Genomic DNA, 18,894 nt, shown 5'->3' with positions numbered 1-18,894 from the left:
CTGGCGGGCGCAGGGATTACAGGACAGCCGTCAGGGCCGTACGCCCACCGGCACCCCCATCACCTCGCGGGCGTGCCGGGACGGTGTCAGGCCCAGGCGCCAGGCCTGCCAGCCGTCGTCCAGGTCCACCCCACGGTTCAGGGCCACGAGGAACGCCGCCGCGCACTCCTCCAGCTTCGCGTCCCGCAGTGGATGCGCGGCCCCCAGCAGGTCCGTGAGCTCCTGCTGGGCCACCGCCGTGCCCACCTCGCTGCCGCCCGGCGAGGCGTACGGCAGCAGCGTGCACCGCAGGAACGCCGCCCAGTCGCCGCCACGGACGTCTCCGTACGAGGCGAACAGGGTGATCGCCTCGCCGCAGAGCTCCAGGGCCTGCGCCGCACGGTTGTTCCCGCCGTCGACCAGGGCCAGCTCCAGGCAGGTCCAGGCCTCGCCGTGGGCCACCCCGATCCGCCGGAAGTCGGCGCGGGCGTCGACCAGGAGCTGCCGGGCGAAACCGGAGTTGCGCAGGTTGCCCGTCTGCGCGGCCCGCTGGTCGCGGGTGACGCGCCCCGAGTGATGGCGGGCACACGCCAGCCCGTACACGTCACGCATCCGGGAGAACATCGTGCGGGCCCGCTCCAGCTCCCGTACCGCCTGGTCGGTGTCGCCGTCCTCCTCCAGCGCCTGCCCCATGTAGTACCGCGTCCACGCCTCGCCCCGGGCGTCCTCGTTGGCCCGGTGCCGGTCGAGGGCCTCACGCAGCTGCTCCACCGCCGGAGCGGGATCGCCGTCGAGCAGCCGGGCGCGGGCCAGCTGCGTCAGGGCCCAGGCCTCCCCGCGCTCGTCCCGGGTCCGGCCGTACAGCTCCAGCGCGGCGGACAGCTCCTCCTCGGCCCGGGCGACCTCGCCGAGGCGCAGACAGACCTGGCCGAGCTGGAAGTGCGTCCAGGCCTCGCCGTGCAGCGACTCGCCCTCGCGGTGCAGGGCCAGCGCGGTGTCCAGCAGGGTCAGGGCCTCGGCGAGATTGGCCCGGTCGCGTTCGACGGCGGCCAGCGCGTGCAGGGACCAGGCCCGGTCCTCCGCCTGCTCCGGAGAGGCCTGCAGGTCGAGTGCCTCGCGCAGCCGCGCCGAGGCCTCGGTCAGATTGCCCTGGTGGTGCAGGGTGATGCCGAGCGAGCAGAGCGCGAGGGCGGCGCCCGCGTCGTTCTCCGCCTCGCGGTACAGACCGACGACCGAGGACAGCGTGGTGCGGGCCTTGTCGAGCTCCCCGAGCTGCCGGGCCGCGATGCCCGTACGCCACTGGACCGAGCGTTCCAGGAGCCCGTGGTCGACGGCGCGCGTCAGCTCGCTGATCTCACCGAGCCGGTAGAGGTCGCCGCGCAGCAGGCAGTAGTCGCACAGGGCGCCCAGCAGGTGGAGCACCGCGCCCTGGTCGACGCCCTCCGTGTGCCGCAGTGCCGAGGTGATGAAGCTCGACTCGTCGTCCAGCCAGCGCAGGGCGGCGTCCAGCGAGCTGAAGCCGTGCGGACCGAACTGCCCGGCCCGGGTGGACATCTTGCCGTCGACCATGCGGATCACCGCGTCGGCGAGCTCCGCGTAGTTCCGGATGAGGCGTTCCTGTGCGGCCGTACGGTCGGCCGCCGACTCCTCGTCGAGCAGCCGGGCCAGGGCGAAGTCACGTACGAGGTCGTGCAGCCGGTAGCGCGCGCCCCGCACGTGGACCAGGAGCCCGGCCCGGGTCAGGGACTCCAGGAGGCGGCCGGCCTCCTGCTCGTCGGAGGACAGCAGCGACGCCGCGGCGGCGGCCCCGAGGCTGGCGCGACCGGCCAGGGCGAGCCGCCGCAGCAGCCGCCTCGCCGGTTCGGACTGATCGGTGTAGCGCAGCCACAGGGCCCGCTCGACGGGCGCGACCGGGCCGTACGCCGCGAGGGCCTCCGCGAGATCGGCCCGGCTGCGGGCGCCGAGGGCGGAGCCCACGACGCGCAGGGCGAGCGGCAGCGCGCCGCACAGTTCGACGACGGAGTCGGTCGACGGGTAGTCGTACGGGCCGGCCTCCTCGTCCTGTGCCGACTCGCGCAGCAACTCCTCGGCGCCCGCCGCGTCCAGACCGCCGACGGGCAGGTGGTGCACCGTCGCGGGGATGTCGGCGGGCAGCTCCAGGGGCTCACGGGAGGTGACGAGGACCAGGCTGTCGGAGCGCTCGGGCAGGAGGGTGCGGACCTGCGCGGCGTCGGTCGCGTCGTCCAGGACGATCGTGACGGGCGTTCCCGTCAGGTGCTGGTGGTAGAGCTCGCTGAGGCGGCGCACCTGCTGTTCGGCGGAGGACCTCTCCCGGAAGAGCAGCTGTTCGCGCGGTGCGCCCAGCCGGTTCAGCAGGTGCAGCAGGGCGTCCCGGGTCGGCAGCGGGGTCTCGCCGGAGACATCGCCCCGCAGATCGACCACGCACGCACCGCGGAACTGGTCCTTGAGCGCGTGCGCGGCCCGCACGGCGAGCGTGGTGCGCCCGGAGCCCGGGGCGCCGTGCAGGACGACGACGGTCGGCCTGGTCTCCGTCGCGGCGCGGGCGGCGTGCACCCACCGGGCGATCTGGGCCAGTTCGGTGCGGCGGCCCGCGAACGGACCTTCCACGGCGGGCAGATGGCCGAAGGACTGGGCGAGCACCGACCGGGTGCGCGCGGCCGCGCTGCGGTCACCGCCGCGCAGCTGCGGCACCACGGAACCGCTCGCCTTCTTCGGCGGCCGGGCGGAGGCGTTGAGCATCCGCTGCTGGTCGAGGAACGGGCGGATGCCCCGTACCTCCAGAGCGGTCAGCCACTGCAGCCTCAGCTGTTCGGGCCCGCCCGGCTGGTTGAGTTCACCGGCCCTGCGATGGGCGGCGGGCCAGTGCGACGCGGTCACCCGGGCCACCGTCACGGTCGTCCCCGCGACGGCGACGACCGCGCCCGCGCCCAGGGCGAGACCGGTCGCGGTGCCGAGCGCCAGGTCCGCGCCGAAGGCCGCCGCGGCGGCGACGCCCGTCACCAGCAGCGGGGTTCCGAGCGACGCCCTGCTGAACCGCGCCGACAGCGGCTGCTGACCCGCTCCGGCGGCGTCCAACGCCGCCGTGTAGGCCGCGTACTCGTCGGCAGCGCCCGCAGCCATGGTGTCGAGCGCGCCCCGGGCACGCGCCAGCAGGGCTCCCGAGTCCGTCCGGCCTCCCGTTCGCCGTGCCTCTTCCTCGACGGCACGTACCAACAGCCGTTCGGCTTCCGTCCGATGGCTGTCCCGCATCCCCATGGATCCCCCTCGCTCCCGGCCCCGGCCAGGACGCGGCCGGATCCGCTGTGTGGACCGTCCAGTGTCCTCGGTCCGGAGCTCCGGCAACAGGGAGCCGCCCCCGACGGATTCATCTCCGGAGGGGGCGGCTTGCTTACTTCAGGGGCCCGAGGTCGACCATGATGGAGAAAGGTGCGGTGGCCTTCACCGTGCCGGTGAACATCTCGCCGTCCCTGTAAGCCCTGGTGGCGGGGTCGAGAACGTAGGTGTAGACGATCGGAACCCCGGTAGCGGCCTGCTCGACCCGCCAGTAGAAGGGGATGCCGGCCTTGGCGTACTGGTCGACCTTCACGATCCGGTCTGTGGTCTCCGAGCCGGGCGACACCACCTCGACGACGAGGAGTACGTGCTCGGGGCGGGTGGGCGTGAGGTCGATGGTCTCCGCCCGGTAGACGATGACGTCCGGGCGGCGGTTGGTGAGGGGAACGTCCTGCAGTCGGACGTCGAAGTCTGTGTCGGCGTTCCAGTCCGGGCCCGCAGCGGCGTCCAGGGCGTTGGCCAGGATGCGGGCCAGCCGGTTGTGGCGCTTGGAGACGCTCGGGCTCACGACGACCATCCCGTCCACGATCTCGATGCCGACGCACTGCTCCTCGGACCAGGAGTCGTACTGTTCCGCGCTGATCTGCGTGTGCATCCAGGCGGGCGCCACCATCTCGGCGGTCATGGTGTACCTCCTTCGAGGAGCCTCGGCAGGTCCGGCACCGCTGCGCTCAGCCTACTGTTCCGGGGTGCCGGGCCGCCCGACTCGGAAGGGAAGGAACCACCCACCACGTGATGGCTCACGAGTGCCATCCGACCGGGCGAGGCGGGTCCATGACGGTTACGCCGGTCGGGCCAGGTGCTGTGAGAGGCTGGGCCGTATGAACCGGCTGGCTGGCGTGACCTCGCCCTATCTGCTTCAGCACGCGGACAATCCGGTGGACTGGTGGCCCTGGTCGCCGGAAGCCTTCGAGGAAGCGAAACGCCGCGACGTCCCCGTCCTGCTGTCCGTCGGGTACGCCGCCTGCCACTGGTGCCACGTGATGGCCCACGAGTCCTTCGAGGACGAGGCCGTGGCCGCCTACCTCAACGCGCACTTCGTGCCGGTCAAGGTCGACCGCGAGGAACGCCCCGACGTCGACGCCGTCTACATGGAGGCCGTGCAGGCAGCCACCGGCCAGGGCGGCTGGCCGATGACCGTCTTCCTCACCGCCGACGCCGAGCCCTTCTACTTCGGCACGTACTTCCCGCCCGAGTCCCGCCACGGCATGCCCTCCTTCCAGCAGGTCCTCGAAGGGGTCGTGGCCGCCTGGACCGACCGGCGCGACGAGGTCGGAGAGGTCGCCGGGCGCATCGTCCGCGACCTCACGAGCCGCTCCCTGGCCGTCGGCGAGGGAGGCGTGCCGGGCGAGGCGGAGCTGGCGCAGGCCCTGCTGCGGCTGACCCGTGACTACGACGAGAAGCACGGCGGTTTCGGCGGCGCGCCCAAGTTCCCGCCGTCCATGGTCATCGAGTTCCTGCTGCGCCACCACGCCCGTACGGGCGCCGAGGGCGCCCTGCAGATGGCCGCCGACAGCTGCGCCGCCATGGCCCGCGGCGGGATCTACGACCAGCTCGGCGGCGGCTTCGCCCGCTATTCGGTGGACCGCGAGTGGATCGTCCCGCACTTCGAGAAGATGCTCTACGACAACGCGCTGCTCTGCCGCGTGTACGCCCATCTGTGGCGCGCCACGGGCTCGGACCTGGCCCGCCGGGTGGCCCTGGAGACGGCCGACTTCATGGTGCGCGAGCTGCGGACCGCCGAGGGCGGCTTCGCCTCCGCCCTGGACGCCGACAGCGAGGACGCGCAGGGACGGCACGTCGAGGGCGCGTTCTACGTCTGGACGCCCGCGCAGCTGCGCGAGGTGCTGGGCGAGGAGGACGCCACCTTCGCCGCCGAGTACTTCGGGGTGACCGAGGAGGGCACCTTCGAGGAGGGGGCCTCCGTGCTGCGGCTCGTGCGGACGGGCGAGGCGGACACCGACGACGGGGCGAGGGTCGAGGACGTACGCGCCCGGCTGCTCGCGGCCCGTGAGCTGCGGGCGCGCCCCGAGCGGGACGACAAGATCGTGGCCGCCTGGAACGGCCTGGCGATCGCCGCGCTCGCCGAGACGGGGGCGTACTTCGACCGCCCGGACCTCGTCGAGCGGGCGACCGAGGCCGCCGACCTGCTGGTACGGGTGCACCTGGGGGACGTAGCCCGGCTCTGCCGCACGTCGAGGGACGGCAGGGCCGGCGACAACGCGGGGGTCCTGGAGGACTACGGCGATGTCGCCGAGGGGTTCCTGTCGCTCGCCTCGGTCACCGGTGAGGGTGCCTGGCTGGAGTTCGCGGGCTTCCTGCTGGACATCGTGCTGGAGCGCTTCACCGGCGAGGGCGGGCAGCTGTACGACACGGCCGACGACGCGGAGCGGCTGATCCGCCGCCCCCAGGACCCCACCGACAGCGCCACCCCGGCGGGCTGGACGGCAGCCGCGGGCGCGCTGCTCTCCTACGCCGCCCACACCGGCTCCGAGGCGCACCGCACGGCGGCCGAGGGCGCTCTGGGGATCGTCGGTGCGCTCGGCCCGAAGGCGCCCCGGTTCATCGGCTGGGGGCTGGCGGTCGCAGAAGCGCTGCTGGACGGCCCCCGCGAGGTCGCCGTGACCGGACCGGTCGGCGGCGAGCTGCACCGGACGGCGCTGCTGGGCCGGGCGCCCGGGGCGGTCGTCGCGGCGGGCGAGGGGCCGGACGCCGGTACCGAGTTCCCGCTGCTGGTGGACCGGCCGCAGAGGGGCGGTGCGCCGACCGCGTACGTCTGCCGGCACTTCGTGTGCGACGCGCCGACCACGGACGCGGGGGAGCTGGCGGCGAAGCTCGGCGGCTGACACGGGGACGGGCCCGGCCTCGGTGGCCGGGCCCGTCCTCTCCGTCAGGCGGTGCGTCTCACTGCTCGTAGGCGACCAGGGAGATGCCGACGTAGTGCGCGATGAACGCCGCCAGTGTCAGCGAGTGGAAGACCTCGTGGAAGCCGAACCAGCGGGGTGACGGGTTCGGCCGCTTCAGGCCGTAGATGACGCCTCCCACGCTGTAGAGCAGCCCGCCGACGACGACGAGGACCAGCACCGCGATGCCGCCGGCGCGCATGAAGTCCGGCAGGAAGAACACCGCCGCCCAGCCCATGGCGATGTAGCACGGGGTGTAGAGCCAGCGCGGGGCGCCGACCCAGAAGACGCGGAAGGCGATGCCGGCCGCCGCGGCACCCCAGATCGCCCACATGAGCGGACGGCTGGTGGACTCGGGCAGCAGCAGGAGAGCCAGGGGCGTGTAGGTCCCCGCGATGATCAGGAAGATGTTCGCGTGGTCCAGCCTGCGCAGCACCGCCTCGCCGCGCGGGCCCCAGGTGCCCCGGTGGTAGATCCCGCTCACACCGAACAGCAGGCAGGCGCTGAGTACGTACACGGCACAGGCGACCCGCGCGCGGGTGCTGTCGGCCAGGGCGATCAGGGTGATACCGGCGATGACCACGGCGGGGAACATCCCGGCGTGCAGCCAGCCACGCATCCGTGGCTTGACCGGGACGGGGTCGGTGAGCTCGACGGGCCCGGACTCGGAGGCGGCAGAAGTCATATCCGCATGCTACCTACGCTTCCGTAGGTAACCGACCCGAGTGGTGATGCTCACGTGGGCGGCCCCCTGGACATATGGGCGAGTTGGCCGGATGATCAAATGAGTGCGGTCGGCACCGGATGAGCGCCAGGGGAATTCGAAGGGGTCAGCATCCGGGTCGCAGCCCCCACGGGGCCGGACAACACACCCTCTCTCCAAGGAGCGATCGTGGCGCGAGACATCGCGGCTCCCCTCACTGTTCCCACTCGGCACCAGGAGCTCGTCTCCTGGGTGGACGAGATCGCCGCCCTCACCCAGCCGGACCGCGTGGTCTGGTGCGACGGCTCCGAGGCCGAGTACGAGCGCCTGTGCGAGGAGCTCGTAGCCAAGGGCACCTTCACCAGACTCGACCCGGTCAAGCGCCCGAACTCGTACTACGCCGCGTCCGACCCGAGCGATGTCGCCCGCGTCGAGGACCGCACCTTCATCTGCTCCGAGAAGGAGGAGGACGCGGGCCCGACCAACCACTGGAAGGCCCCCGCCGAGATGCGGGAGATCTTCGCGGGGGAGAAGGGCGTCTTCCGCGGCTCCATGCGCGGGCGCACGATGTACGTCGTCCCCTTCTGCATGGGCCCCGTCGGCTCACCGCTCTCCGCGATCGGCGTCGAGATCACGGACTCCGCGTACGTCGCCGTCTCGATGCGCACGATGACGCGCATGGGCCAGGAGGTCCTGGACGAGCTCGGCACCGACGGCTTCTTCGTCAAGGCCGTGCACACCCTGGGCGCACCGCTGGACGAGGGCCAGGAAGACGTCCCGTGGCCCTGCAACTCCACCAAGTACATCTCGCACTTCCCCGAGGACCGCGAGATCTGGTCCTACGGCTCCGGCTACGGCGGCAACGCCCTGCTCGGCAAGAAGTGCTACGCGCTGCGCATCGCCTCCGTCATGGCCCGTGACGAGGGCTGGCTCGCCGAGCACATGCTGATCCTGAAGCTCACGCCGCCGCAGGGGCAGCCGAAGTACGTCGCCGCCGCGTTCCCCAGCGCCTGCGGCAAGACCAACCTCGCCATGCTGGAGCCCACGATCCCCGGCTGGACCGTCGAGACCATCGGCGACGACATCGCCTGGATGCGGTTCGGGGAGGACGGTCAGCTGTACGCGATCAACCCCGAGGCCGGCTTCTTCGGCGTCGCGCCCGGCACCGGTGAGCACACCAACGCCAACGCCATGAAGACGATGTGGGGCAACTCCGTCTTCACCAACGTCGCGCTCACCGACGACGGCGACGTGTGGTGGGAGGGCATGACCGAGGAGCTCCCCGCGCACCTCACCGACTGGAAGGGCAACGACTGGACCCCCGCGTCCGGCACGCCCGCCGCCCACCCCAACGCCCGCTTCACCGTCCCGGCAGGCCAGTGCCCGATCATCGCGCCCGAGTGGGAGGACCCCAAGGGGGTGCCGATCTCGGCCATCCTGTTCGGCGGCCGCCGTGCCTCCGCCGTCCCGCTGGTCACCGAGTCCTTCACCTGGCAGCACGGCGTCTTCCTCGGGGCGAACGTCGCCTCCGAGAAGACCGCCGCCGCCGAGGGCAAGGTCGGCGAGCTGCGCCGCGACCCGTTCGCCATGCTGCCGTTCTGCGGCTACAACATGGGCGACTACATGAAGCACTGGGTCACGGTGGGCAACGACAAGCCCGACGCGTCCAAACTGCCGAAGATCTACTACGTGAACTGGTTCCGCAAGAACGACGCGGGGAAGTTCGTGTGGCCCGGGTTCGGTGAGAACAGCCGCGTCCTCAAGTGGATCGTCGAGCGGCTGGAGGGCAAGGCCGAGGGCGTCGAGACCCCGATCGGCATCCTGCCGGCCAAGGGCTCCCTGGACGCGGACGGCCTGGACCTCTCCGAGTCGGACCTCGACTTCCTGCTGAACGTCGACAAGGAGGTCTGGCGCGAGGAGGCCTCACTGATCCCCGAGCACCTCAACACCTTCGGTGACCACACGCCGAAGGAGATGTGGGACGAGTACCGCGCGCTGGTCCAGCGCCTGGGCTGACCCGCTCCCGACCCTTCGCCGCGGCGCCCGGAGCCCCCTCGTGGCTCCGGGCGCCGTGCTGTTTCAGGCGGAATCTCCATGCATAGCCAACAACTTGCGCACACAACCTTCACAACTGTTGCATGATGTCCACGGGGTGCCCGAGCGTACGAGGGCGCCAACAACACTGTGGGGGACAGCAGTTGAACAGGTTGAGCAGATCGAACCGGCTGAACGGATCAGGACAGAGGAAGCGCGGCCTCGCGACACTCCTCGCACTCACGCTCGGTGGCGCGGGACTCACCGTGCTCGCGGCCCCGGCGGCCCACGCGGCGGACGACGACGTGGCGAAGCTGCCGATCTCGTCGTTCTCGTCGATGGTCGTGGACTCGGCGCACGAGCGGGTCTACATCAGTGACGACACCCGGACCACGTCGTCGAAGTCGGCGGTGCACGTCTACAACTTCCAGGGCCAGAAGGTCGGCGAACTGGCCAGCACGGCAGGTTCCGTGGGCGGCATGGCCCTCGCGCACGACGGCTCGAAGCTCTACGTCTCGGAGATGTACCGGATCTCCGCGTACGACACGGAGACGTACGCGAAGACCACCCACACCTCGACCAGTTACTCCGGGCAGTGCGGGCGGCAGGTCGCCTACGCGGGCGGCAAGGTGTGGCACACCGACGTCATGTACACCACCCTGTGCGACGAGCGCCAGAGCCATCTGTACGGGAGCGCGAACGCCGTCCCCTCCCACACCGGCTGGGAAGGCGCGGGCAGGCTCCACTTCGCGACCGAGGCCCAGGCCCCGGAACTGCTCGCGATGGGGCAGACGCTGACCCCGGGCGCCCCCGACCCCTATCTGACCGTCTTCGACAGCAGCGGCGACACGCTCGTGCGGGGGCCGCAGCGCCGCTTCGCCGACAGCGCGGGCGCGGGTGCGCTCGACCTCAAGGACCTGGCCCTGTCCTCCGACGGCGGCCGGCTGGCCGTCGCCGACGCCGCACACGGCACCCGGCTGCTGAACACCGCGGACCTGTCCGACACCCCGACGCAGTACCAGCCGCTGCCCGAGGGTGCGAAGGCATCGGCCGTCGCGTTCAGCGGGGACGGGAAGCACGTCGCGCGGGGCGCCACCGCCACCGGGCCCACGGCCGACCTCCTGATCCAGCGGGCGGACCCCGAACAGGGCACCACCGCGCTGGAGTTCGCCTTCGAGGGCGAGCTCGACGGCGCCCGGGTCGCCCCGCGTGGTCTCAAGTGGTCGGAGGACGGCTCCCGGCTCTTCGCGATCACCACCAACGCCTCCGGCAGCGGCTACTGGATGCACGTGATCCAGCCCCCGGCCGCCCAGTACGACTCCCGCTTCACGGGGACCCTGACCACCACCCCGGGCACACCGGTGGTCGGTGAACCGCTCGGCATCAGGGGCCGGCTCGAACTCGACGGCCCCGCACCCGCCGAGCCGGTCAGGGTGTCGGCCGTGCGCCACACCGCCGACGGCGACCGCAAGCTGGCGGCCGTGGAGGTCGACGCGGACGGCACGTTCACGGTCCTCGACGTCCCCTCCTCGGTCGGCGAGGCCACGTACACCCTGTCCTTCCTGGGCGACGTGACCCACCGCCCCGCCGAGGACGTCACCCTCCGGGTCACGGTGGCCAAGGCACCGACGGCCCTCACGCTCACGGCACCGGCGGAGACCACGAAGAACCAGAGCCTGGAGATCACCGGCACCCTGACCGGCCAGGGCAGGGCGCTGCCCCCGGGCATCACCCTCTCCGTGGAGCGGGCCGACAAGAAGGGCACCTACGCGCTCACCTCGGCGGCCGTCGCTGCGGACGGCACCTTCAGGATCAACGACCTGGCGTCCGTCCGGGGCGAGGTCGTCTACACGGTCGGCTACGCGGGGGACGACCTGCACAGCGCCTCGACCGCGTCGGCCACGGTGCGCGTCCGCGCCGCCGTGTAGCCGGCGGTTCCGCGCCGTCCCTCCGGGGCGGCGCGGGCCGTCGCGCGTGTCAGGGGCCGCCCCGGTCCTCCGGACGGCGGGTGTGCGGCTGCCGGCGGCGGGACCCCGCCTCCCGCAGGCCCGCGGCCAGCTCCTCCGTCTCCCGGCGCAGCAGCTCCAGCCGGCGCTCCAGATGCCGCTCCGGGGGCTCGCGGCCCGGGGAGACCCCGGACCACCAGCGGGCCCGCAGGAACGTGTCGACCGACTCCGGGATGTCCTGGTGGACGGCGCGCGACAGGGTGTGGACGCCCTCGGGATCGGCGGACAGGACATCGGAGACCCGGCCGGGCGCCAGCAGCCCGTCCAGCAGCTCCGTCAGCTCTGCGAGCCGGTCGGCCGCCGCCGGAGGCAGGTCCGCCTGGTCCAGGTAGACGCGTAGCCGCGCGAAGTCGTCCCGGAGCGTCCGCAGTGGGGAGGACGCGTCCGGGAAGTCGGGCGGCCGGGGGCGGGCCGGCGGGGCGAGCAGTGCGCCCGCCCCGTACAGCCCGGCGATCACGACGGGCCAGTACGCCCCGGCGAGCCCCGTGAAGGTGAGCGCGAGACCCGCCAGGCCGCAGGCGCTGCCCGTGAGGTTCTTGGCCGACTCCAGGTAGGCGAGCACGCGGCCGGGAGCGCTACTGGTAGCCACGGATCTCTTCGAACGCGGCGTCCAGGGAGCCGGGCCCCCGCTCCTTCGTGGCGTCGAAGAGCCGGCCGCCCGTCAGTTCCGCGATCCGGTCGAGCTCCGAGCGGTCGGAGTCGCCGAACACGATCGGGAAGACCGGGGTGGTCTGCCGGGCGGCCGGCAGCCCCCGGTAGAACGCGGCGAACTCCGCGGGCGTGTCACCCGTCGTGTTCTGGCCGTCCGTCATCAGGACGATCGAGGTGAACGCGGAGCCGGTGTCCGCGCCGATACGGCCGTAGGCGTCCTTCAGGCTCGAGAAGACCGCGGTGTCACCACTCGCGGTCAGCGAGGCGGTGTCCGCCCTGATCGCCTTCAGGCCGGCCTCCGGGCGGGCCGGGTCGACCGTGTGGGTGGTGGCCCGCTTCACGGACGAGCCGAAGGGCAGCAGGGTGACCTCCTCCCGCTCCCTGAAGTCCTCGGTCAGCCCGGTCAGCGCCGCCTTCAGCCGCCGCAGCCGGTCACCCTCCATGGAGCCCGAGGTGTCCAGGACGTACACGGTGCGCGAGGGGCGGCGGAGCTTGTCCTCGTACCCGGCGAGCAGCCCGTCGGCGACCGACCGGGAGCCCGGGAAGGGGAGTTCACGGCGCGGCTCGGCGGCCAGCGGTGACGCGGGCGGCACCGAGGTGACGACGGGGCGCCGGTAGGTGTCCCGGGTCAGGCGTTCCTGGACGGCCGGGGTACGCAGATAGCCCGTCAGGGCACGTACCGAGTCGCGGGCGTCCGGAGAGGCGGTGGACAGCAGGCTCAGCGGGTAGTCGGCGGTGACCACACCGTCGCGCGGGCGGATCACCGTGAGGCCGGTACCGCTGTCGCGGTTCAGGGAGTGCAGGACCGACTCGTAGTTGATCAGCGCGTCGACGTCGCCCCGCCGGGTGTACGCCTCGGCCAGCCAGCCCGAGGATCCCGACGTCAGGCGCTGGCCGGCGAAGAACTCCTTCAGCTTCGGCCCCGCCTCGCTCACGTCGGCGTCGGTCAGCGCGGCCTGTGCCCCGGACAGCGCGGAGGCCACCGATATCAGGGCGGAGAAGCCGGAGTTGGAGCGCACCGGGTCGGTCATGCCGTAGGTCAGCTCGCCGTCGGTGACGGCACGGTGGATCTGGGCCCAGGTCACCGAGTCCGGCTTCCACCCCAGGCGTTCCACCGTCCGCGGACGCACGCCGATCGCCACCGGGGAGACCATCAGCGGGGTCTCCGACGTGACGCGGCGCGCGGCGTCCGGGTCGAGCCGCAGATAGTCGTTGGACGACAGCCACACCGCGTCGAAGCGGTCCTCGGCCTCGCCGGAGGCGATCCGCTCCACGGCGTCGAGCGTGCCGGTCCAGGTGGGCCGCACCGTGATACCGGTCGCCTTCCTCGCCTCCTCCAGCAAGGGCCGGAGATCGGAGAGTTCGCTGGAGGCCAGTACCCGTACGGTGCCGGGCCGGGGAGCGGCGGTGCTCTCCCCGCCGCCGTCCCCGTCCTCGTCGGGTGCCGCCGAGCAGGCGGCGGCGGGCACGAGGACGGCGGCGGCCAGCAGTGACGCCAGGGTCCGTGTCACTCTGCGGCGCGTCCTTCTCAGCCGGGCGGCCCGGGGTGCGGTTCTCATGGGGTCTCCTGAAGGCGTGGGCGGGTCAGCCACGGGCGCGGCGGGCCATGGTGCGAAGCACCTCGGCGGTGGGTACGGGCGCCTGGCGGACTCCGGAGAGCCGCTGGTCGATGAAGGCGGTGTGGTCCGCGGTGGCCGCGGTGAACTCGGCGGCCGCTCCCTGGGGGCGGAAGCCGTGGAGCACAGCCAGCTCGCGCAGACGCGGATCGGTGGAGAGCAGTTCGCCGAGCTCCCGGCCCGGTCCGGTGAGCGGGACGACGGTGTGGTCGCTGGAGACGGTGGTGTCCGGGTACAGCACCACCAGGTCGCCGGTCTCCTGGTTCCGCAGGAGCAGCGAGGCCACCTGGGACTCGTACACGAGGACGAGTGGATTGCCGACCCCGCTGATGAAGTCGCGGAACGGGGCGTCACTGCTCGTCTTCTGCGCGCCCTGGACCTGGACGAGCTTGCGCAGCAGCGGTGCGGTGCGGGTGATCCCGTCCGCGTCGGCCACGACGCGGCCCCCGTCGGCGGCGTAACTCGCCGCGGCGAGGAAGAGCGCGCCCGAGTTGGAGGTGACGGGGTCGGTGCTGGTGATGAACACCGTTCCGCCGAGCTCCGCGTGCTGTTCGGTGCCGTCGAGCTGCTGCCAGGTCCGGTTGGCCGCCGCGGCTTCCAGATACGGCTTCATGAGCAGCCGCCCGCGCCGGCCGGGGTCCCCGGCGGACGGGGGTGCCAGCTCGGCGAGCCCGTTGTCCGCCAGGACCTGGGCGGCGGCCCGGTGGGCCACGACCACCAGCGGTGAGTAGAAGGGCCGCAGCGGGGCGCCGTTCGACTTCGTGGTGGTCTTCAGTTCGTCGGCCGGAGCCGTGGAGCTGGGGAAGGCGAAGTCGTATCCCTTCAGGGGGAGTTGGTCCATGGCCCAGGAGCCGGACGTTTCCGTCTTCACGGTGAGGCCCTTGGCGGCGAGGGCGTTCACCACTTCGGGGTCGGCGAAGAACTCGGCCTTCTCCGATCCGATCACTCCGCGCACGGTCTTCGTCGCCGTGCCTGTGTCCTCGCTGTCGCGGCCTGCTACGACGGCTGCTGCCACTCCGCCGATCAGCAGGACCGCCAGGACGATTCCTACGATGCGTCTCACGAGGGCAGCGTGCTCGCGGAAACCCACATTCCGGGCCTCGTCAGGTGGACGGAAGGTGAAGGACCGATCCCAGTACGCAACGGGAGCGGAAAATGCACGTGCCGGGTGCGGTCCGCACCCGGCACGTGTGGGCACCCGGTCCACGCGTCTTCACGACCCGTGGACCGGGGCCGTCAGGGGGCGCCGACCAGAGCGGTCCGCGCGGTGGTGCCCGACAGGGCCGCGGCGTGCGCGTCCATGGTCTGCGCCGCGAGGATCGCCACGGCGGTGTCGGCGCGGGACGCGGCCACCACGAGGGCCCGGCCCGCGAGGGCGTGGGCGCGGCGGTGCAGCGCGGTCGGGGCGGCCTCGGTCCGTCCGGCGTGCCGGGCGGGCGGTGCCGTGCGGAGCCGGGCGATCTGCCCGGCGATGCGGTCACCTTCCGAGGTCAGACCCAGCTCGTCGGTGACGGCGAGGAGGGCGGCGAGGTGTCCGGCGAGCTGGATGTCCAGCTCCTCCTCGCGGGTGCGGTGCGGGAAATCGGCGTTGTCGGCCGATGTGTGGACCGACTTGGTGCGGATCGGCTCGTACATGGGTGGCCTCCTGGGCGTGCAGTAAGGCCATCCTATCTTGGATTCAGTCTAAAGTTGTGCGGGGTCCGAAGCTCTTGGGTTCAGCGCCTTGCCGTCTTCGGCCTCAGGGCTGGCTGTAGCCGTCCAGGAAGGTGCCGATGCGCGTCACCGCGTCGATCAGATCCTTGACCGGCGGCAGCGTGACCACCCGGAAGTGATCGGGCTCCGGCCAGTTGAAGCCCGTGCCGTGCACCACCATGATCTTCTCGGCCCGCAGCAGGTCGAGCACCATCTGCCGGTCGTCCTTGATCTTGAACACCTTGGGGTCGAGCCGGGGGAAGAGATACAGCGCCCCCTTCGGCTTCACACAGGTCACCCCCGGGATCTGCGTCAGCAGGTCGTACGCCGCGTCCCGCTGCTCCAGGATCCGCCCGCCCGGCAGCACCAGCTCGTTGATCGACTGCCGACCGCCGAGCGCGGTGGCCACCGCGTGCTGGGCGGGCATGTTGGCGCACAGGCGCATGTTGGCCAGGATCGTCAGGCCCTCGATGTACGAGGACGCGTGCGCCTTCGGCCCGCAGACCGCCATCCAGCCGGAGCGGTACCCCGCGATCCGGTAGTTCTTCGAGAGCCCGTTGAAGGTGAGGACCATGAGGTCCGGGGCGACGGCGGCGGTCGGGGTGTGCGTCGCGCCGTCGTAGAGGATCCGGTCGTAGATCTCGTCGGAGCAGACCACCAGGTTGTGGCGCCGCGCGATCTCCGTCAGCCCGCGCAGCATCTCGTCGTCGTAGACCGCGCCCGTCGGATTGTTCGGGTTGATGATCACGAGCGCCTTGGTGCGATCGGTGATCTTCCGCTCGATGTCGGCGAGGTCGGGCATCCAGTCGGCCTGCTCGTCGCACCGGTAGTGCACGGCCGTACCGCCGGCCAGCGAGACCGAGGCCGTCCACAGCGGGTAGTCCGGAGCGGGGACGAGCACCTCGTCACCGTCGTCGAGCAGCGCCTGCATCGACATCTGGATCAGCTCGGAGACCCCGTTGCCCAGGTAGACGTCCTCGACGTCGAGGTCGATCCCCTTGGTCTGGTAGTGCTGCATCACCGCGCGGCGCGCGGACAGCAGGCCCTTCGCGTCGCCGTAGCCGTGCGCGCCCGAGAGGTTGCGCAGGATGTCCTCGAGGATCTCGGGCGGGCACTCGAACCCGAACGCCGCGGGGTTGCCCGTGTTGAGCTTGAGGATGCGATGACCTGCGGCTTCGAGCCGCATCGCCTCCTCGAGCACGGGGCCACGGATTTCGTAACAGACGCCGGAGAGCTTCGTGGACTGGATGACCTGCATGTCTGCGAGCTTACGACCGTGTTTCGCGCGGTGCTCCCGGGTTCCGGCCCGGTTGCTCCCTCCGGAGGCGTGTGACGGTGCGCCGGGTCTTCCATCGGCATGCAGCCCCGGCCACGCACCGTGGGAACGGCCGGTCGGGGCCGTGCCGCGGCTTGGAATGCGGGCGTGGGGCCCCGGACCGGGTGAGATGCGCCACGCGAGGCTGACGCCCCCGGGCGCACCCCCGCCCTCCGGTCTCAGCCGGGCAGAACGGTCCCCTCGGGCAGCCGTACGCCGAAGTCCTCGGCCAGCACCCGAAGCACCTCGGCGGAGTCGCTCAGCTCCCGCTCACGGACCGTGCCGTCGTCCGCCGTCTCCACGAGCGTCCGCCCGGACAGGGCCAGGTGCAGGCCCGGCAGGGTGCGCTGGGCGTAGACCGCCTGCCGGAACGGCGACCGGGGATTCGTCGCGATGTGCCAGTTGATGACGTCGTAGTCCGGGGCCTCGAACGGCTCCAGGGTGAACTCGTACTGCGGCTCCCAGTAGCCGCCCTTCTCCGTCTGCAGCTCCCACATCTCCAGCGGACCGTCGTGCGGGGCGTGCACGAGCCGGTGGCGGCGCGGGGTGTCGAGCAGCTCGGCGTCCACCACGAGCGGGATCGGCTCCAGCAGCGCCCCCTGCGCGCCGAAGCCGACATCGGCCAGCCACGGGGTGGACTCGCCCTCCACGTCCACCCGCATCAGCATGTGCGTACGGGGCCGGACGTCACCCGGGGCGGCACCCAGGACCACCCGCGCGGTCAGCAGCGTCACCCGGAAACCGAGCTGGGTCAGCGCTGCCGTGAGGAGGGTGTTGTGCTCGTAGCAGTAACCGCCGCGCTCGCCCCGCACGAGCTTTCTCTCCAGGTCCGCCAGTGCGAGGGACGGTGCGCTGCCGAGGACGGGCTCCAGATTCTCGAACGGGATACCCAGCATGTGGGCGCGGTGCACGGACCGCAGCACCTCCACGCTGGGGCGGCGCTCCCCGGACCATCCGATGCGGGCGAAGTAGGCGTCGAGATCGAGTGTCATACACCGACACTACGCAGACACCTCAGAGGTTTCTCAAGTCCGATGACGGCACAGGAGACATGGGGAACGCGCCCCGGCCCGCCGGGGAGAGGCCGGCGGGCCGGGGCCGCTCGTGGCTCAGACGAGCGGTTCGTTCCCGTGGGCGGCCGGGGTCACACCGCCCACTTGGAGCAGTTGGACGAGCTGGCCCACGCGTGGCTGCTGATGCTGTTGTTCGCCGAGGCACCGGTGGTGAACGTGTCGTCGGACAGGTTGGACGCCCAGCCCTCGGCCCGGCTGAGGCAGATGTGACCGCCACTGTGCCCGGTGCTGTTGTAGAACTTGACCTCGTAGCTGTTGCCGTTGTTCAGGATCGACGACGCCTTGTTGGTGTCGCCGGCCCTGAAGCTCAGAGCGGAGTCGCCCCAGTTGGAGTCGTCGCCCGACGCGTTGCCCAGGTGACCGTTGCAGTTGGTGCTGTCGTAGGCGTACATGTAGCCGGAGCGCGCCCCGGCCATGGCGTCGGAGCAGTCCGCAGCCTGGGCGGAGGTGGCGGGGACGAGGGCGCCGAGGGATGCCAGGGCGACGGTCGTGAGGGCGGCGAAAGCCTTACGCATGAGGTGGTGCTCCTTCGAGATGTCGGTGTGTGTCCGTCCGCGACCCGAAGGGGCCGCGGAAATCCGTGGGTCACTTGCCCGTGAGGTCCCGGGCCCGGGAGAGCGCGGTCAGCCCCATGCGCTGGTAGGCGGCGTTCTCCTTGCCGTACTTCTTCAACAGGACGGACCGGTGCTCCCGTTCGAGCCGGCGCGCGGTCCTTCCGAGATCCGTCCGCACGGCGCACGTGGCCTCGGTCACCGCCAGCTCGACCTCGTAGGCGCGGGCCTCTCCCGAGGCCATGTCCGCCGTGTCCGCGGTGCGCCTCTCGCGGATCTCGTCCGGTGAGGAGAAGGGGCGGCCGGCTTCCTTCATGCAGCGCGACCAGGCGCCGACCGTCTTCTTCATCCCCTCGTCCGCGAGGATGCGCGGGACGTAGAGCGGGGTCAGGCTCGTGACGGTCTTCTTCGCCTTGAACCAGGCTTCGAGGTCGCCGTAGAGGTGGGTCCGTGCCCCGGCCCAGCAGCCCGCCCGGGGGGTCTCGATGGTGCCGCCGGCCGGCAGGTCCACGCTCAGCACGTCGTCGTAGTCGCCGTTGAGGGCCGTGTTGTAACGGATGCGGTCCTTCCGCGGCAGCGCGTTCGGGAACCGGACGTTGGGGTGCTCCTTGCGATCCTTCTCGGCCGCCTCGTCGAAGGGCCGGCCGTAGCCGTACTTCTTCGCCCACCCGATGTCGTCGATCACGTAGCGTCCCGCCTTACGGGCGTCGACACTCGCCACCGGTCCCACCCAGTACGAGAATCCCTGGTCCTCCATGCACTTCTTGACGAGTGCGTACTCGGCGTACTCAATTTCCATCTCCTCGGGGACGGTCAGATCCCGGAGTTCGCTGTCCGCGATCGTGACCGTGTCCGGTCTCGGCGGCTTCGGCGACCGTGCCGCCCCGTCCGTCGCGGCACCACAGCCCGCCGTGACGCAGGCGGCCACCACCGCGGCGACGGATACGGAGAATGTCCGCCTCATGTGATGCACGCTCCCTACGGCTGACGTGGCGTCCGGGCCACGTTCGGCTCCTC

Annotated in this window: 14 protein-coding genes; 3 read left to right on the top strand and 11 right to left on the bottom strand. The window is 71.7% G+C overall.

All coding sequences use genetic code 11. The features are described 5' to 3' along the window. Positions 1-30: 30 nt before the first annotated feature. Positions 31-3,249, bottom strand: a complete 3,219-nt coding sequence (locus tag ABT001_RS08410) for a tetratricopeptide repeat protein (protein WP_351274302.1) — start codon at positions 3,247-3,249, stop codon at positions 31-33. Between the two features lie 139 nt (positions 3,250-3,388). Further along, on the bottom strand, positions 3,389-3,958 hold the full coding sequence (locus ABT001_RS08405) for a Uma2 family endonuclease (protein ID WP_351274189.1): 570 nt from the start codon (positions 3,956-3,958) through the stop codon (positions 3,389-3,391). Between the two features lie 196 nt (positions 3,959-4,154). Here ABT001_RS08405 and ABT001_RS08400 point away from each other — a divergent pair, with 196 nt between their 5' ends. Then, positions 4,155-6,179, top strand: coding sequence for a thioredoxin domain-containing protein (locus ABT001_RS08400; protein WP_351274187.1), 2,025 nt, complete (start codon positions 4,155-4,157; stop codon positions 6,177-6,179). Between the two features lie 58 nt (positions 6,180-6,237). On the opposite strand, the gene trhA is transcribed toward ABT001_RS08400, so the two are convergent. Further along, positions 6,238-6,921: a PAQR family membrane homeostasis protein TrhA gene (gene trhA / locus ABT001_RS08395; protein ID WP_351274185.1), complete on the bottom strand. Its 684-nt coding sequence runs from the start codon at positions 6,919-6,921 to the stop codon at positions 6,238-6,240. 207 nt (positions 6,922-7,128) lie between these two features. Between trhA and ABT001_RS08390 the strand changes: the two genes are divergently transcribed. Together ABT001_RS08390 and ABT001_RS08385 are read left to right on the top strand one after the other, a co-directional pair. Further along, positions 7,129-8,955 carry a phosphoenolpyruvate carboxykinase (GTP) gene (locus ABT001_RS08390; protein ID WP_351274183.1) on the top strand — a complete coding sequence of 609 codons (1,827 nt, stop codon included), beginning with the start codon at positions 7,129-7,131 and terminating at the stop codon, positions 8,953-8,955. 191 nt (positions 8,956-9,146) lie between these two features. Then, the gene (locus ABT001_RS08385) at positions 9,147-10,901 is read left to right on the top strand and encodes a YncE family protein (RefSeq protein WP_351274180.1); all 1,755 of its coding nucleotides are present in this window, start codon (positions 9,147-9,149) and stop codon (positions 10,899-10,901) included. Positions 10,902-10,950: 49 nt separating this feature from the next. Here ABT001_RS08385 and ABT001_RS08380 read toward each other — a convergent pair whose 3' ends face one another. From ABT001_RS08380 to ABT001_RS08345, 8 genes are all read right to left on the bottom strand, one after another. Next, positions 10,951-11,568 (bottom strand): hypothetical protein, encoded by a 618-nt coding sequence (locus ABT001_RS08380; protein ID WP_351274177.1) that lies wholly within the window; start codon positions 11,566-11,568, stop codon positions 10,951-10,953. Then, entirely contained in the window at positions 11,555-13,189 is a 1,635-nt protein-coding gene (locus ABT001_RS08375) for a substrate-binding and vWA domain-containing protein (RefSeq protein ID WP_351274174.1), read from the bottom strand. The genes ABT001_RS08380 and ABT001_RS08375 overlap by 14 nt, the downstream gene beginning before the upstream one ends. A 25-nt stretch (positions 13,190-13,214) precedes the next feature. Beyond that, positions 13,215-14,336, bottom strand: coding sequence for a hypothetical protein (locus ABT001_RS08370; RefSeq protein ID WP_351274171.1), 1,122 nt, complete (start codon positions 14,334-14,336; stop codon positions 13,215-13,217). Between the two features lie 146 nt (positions 14,337-14,482). Next, on the bottom strand, positions 14,483-14,881 hold the full coding sequence (locus ABT001_RS08365) for an SCO4983 family protein (protein WP_351274168.1): 399 nt from the start codon (positions 14,879-14,881) through the stop codon (positions 14,483-14,485). A gap of 103 nt (positions 14,882-14,984) precedes the next feature. Then, positions 14,985-16,196 carry a pyridoxal phosphate-dependent aminotransferase gene (locus ABT001_RS08360; RefSeq protein ID WP_351274166.1) on the bottom strand — a complete coding sequence of 404 codons (1,212 nt, stop codon included), beginning with the start codon at positions 16,194-16,196 and terminating at the stop codon, positions 14,985-14,987. 236 nt (positions 16,197-16,432) lie between these two features. Beyond that, positions 16,433-17,245: an arylamine N-acetyltransferase family protein gene (locus tag ABT001_RS08355; RefSeq protein ID WP_351274164.1), complete on the bottom strand. Its 813-nt coding sequence runs from the start codon at positions 17,243-17,245 to the stop codon at positions 16,433-16,435. Between the two features lie 152 nt (positions 17,246-17,397). Beyond that, positions 17,398-17,841, bottom strand: a complete 444-nt coding sequence (locus ABT001_RS08350; protein ID WP_351274161.1) for a hypothetical protein — start codon at positions 17,839-17,841, stop codon at positions 17,398-17,400. A gap of 70 nt (positions 17,842-17,911) precedes the next feature. Continuing rightward, positions 17,912-18,841: a hypothetical protein gene (locus tag ABT001_RS08345; RefSeq protein WP_351274159.1), complete on the bottom strand. Its 930-nt coding sequence runs from the start codon at positions 18,839-18,841 to the stop codon at positions 17,912-17,914. Between the last annotated feature and the right edge of the window lie 53 nt (positions 18,842-18,894).

Origin of the sequence: Streptomyces sp. NPDC002793 (assembly GCF_040295485.1) — a bacterium.
Lineage (GTDB): Bacteria > Actinomycetota > Actinomycetes > Streptomycetales > Streptomycetaceae > Streptomyces.
This window is presented reverse-complemented; position numbering and strand designations above follow the sequence as displayed.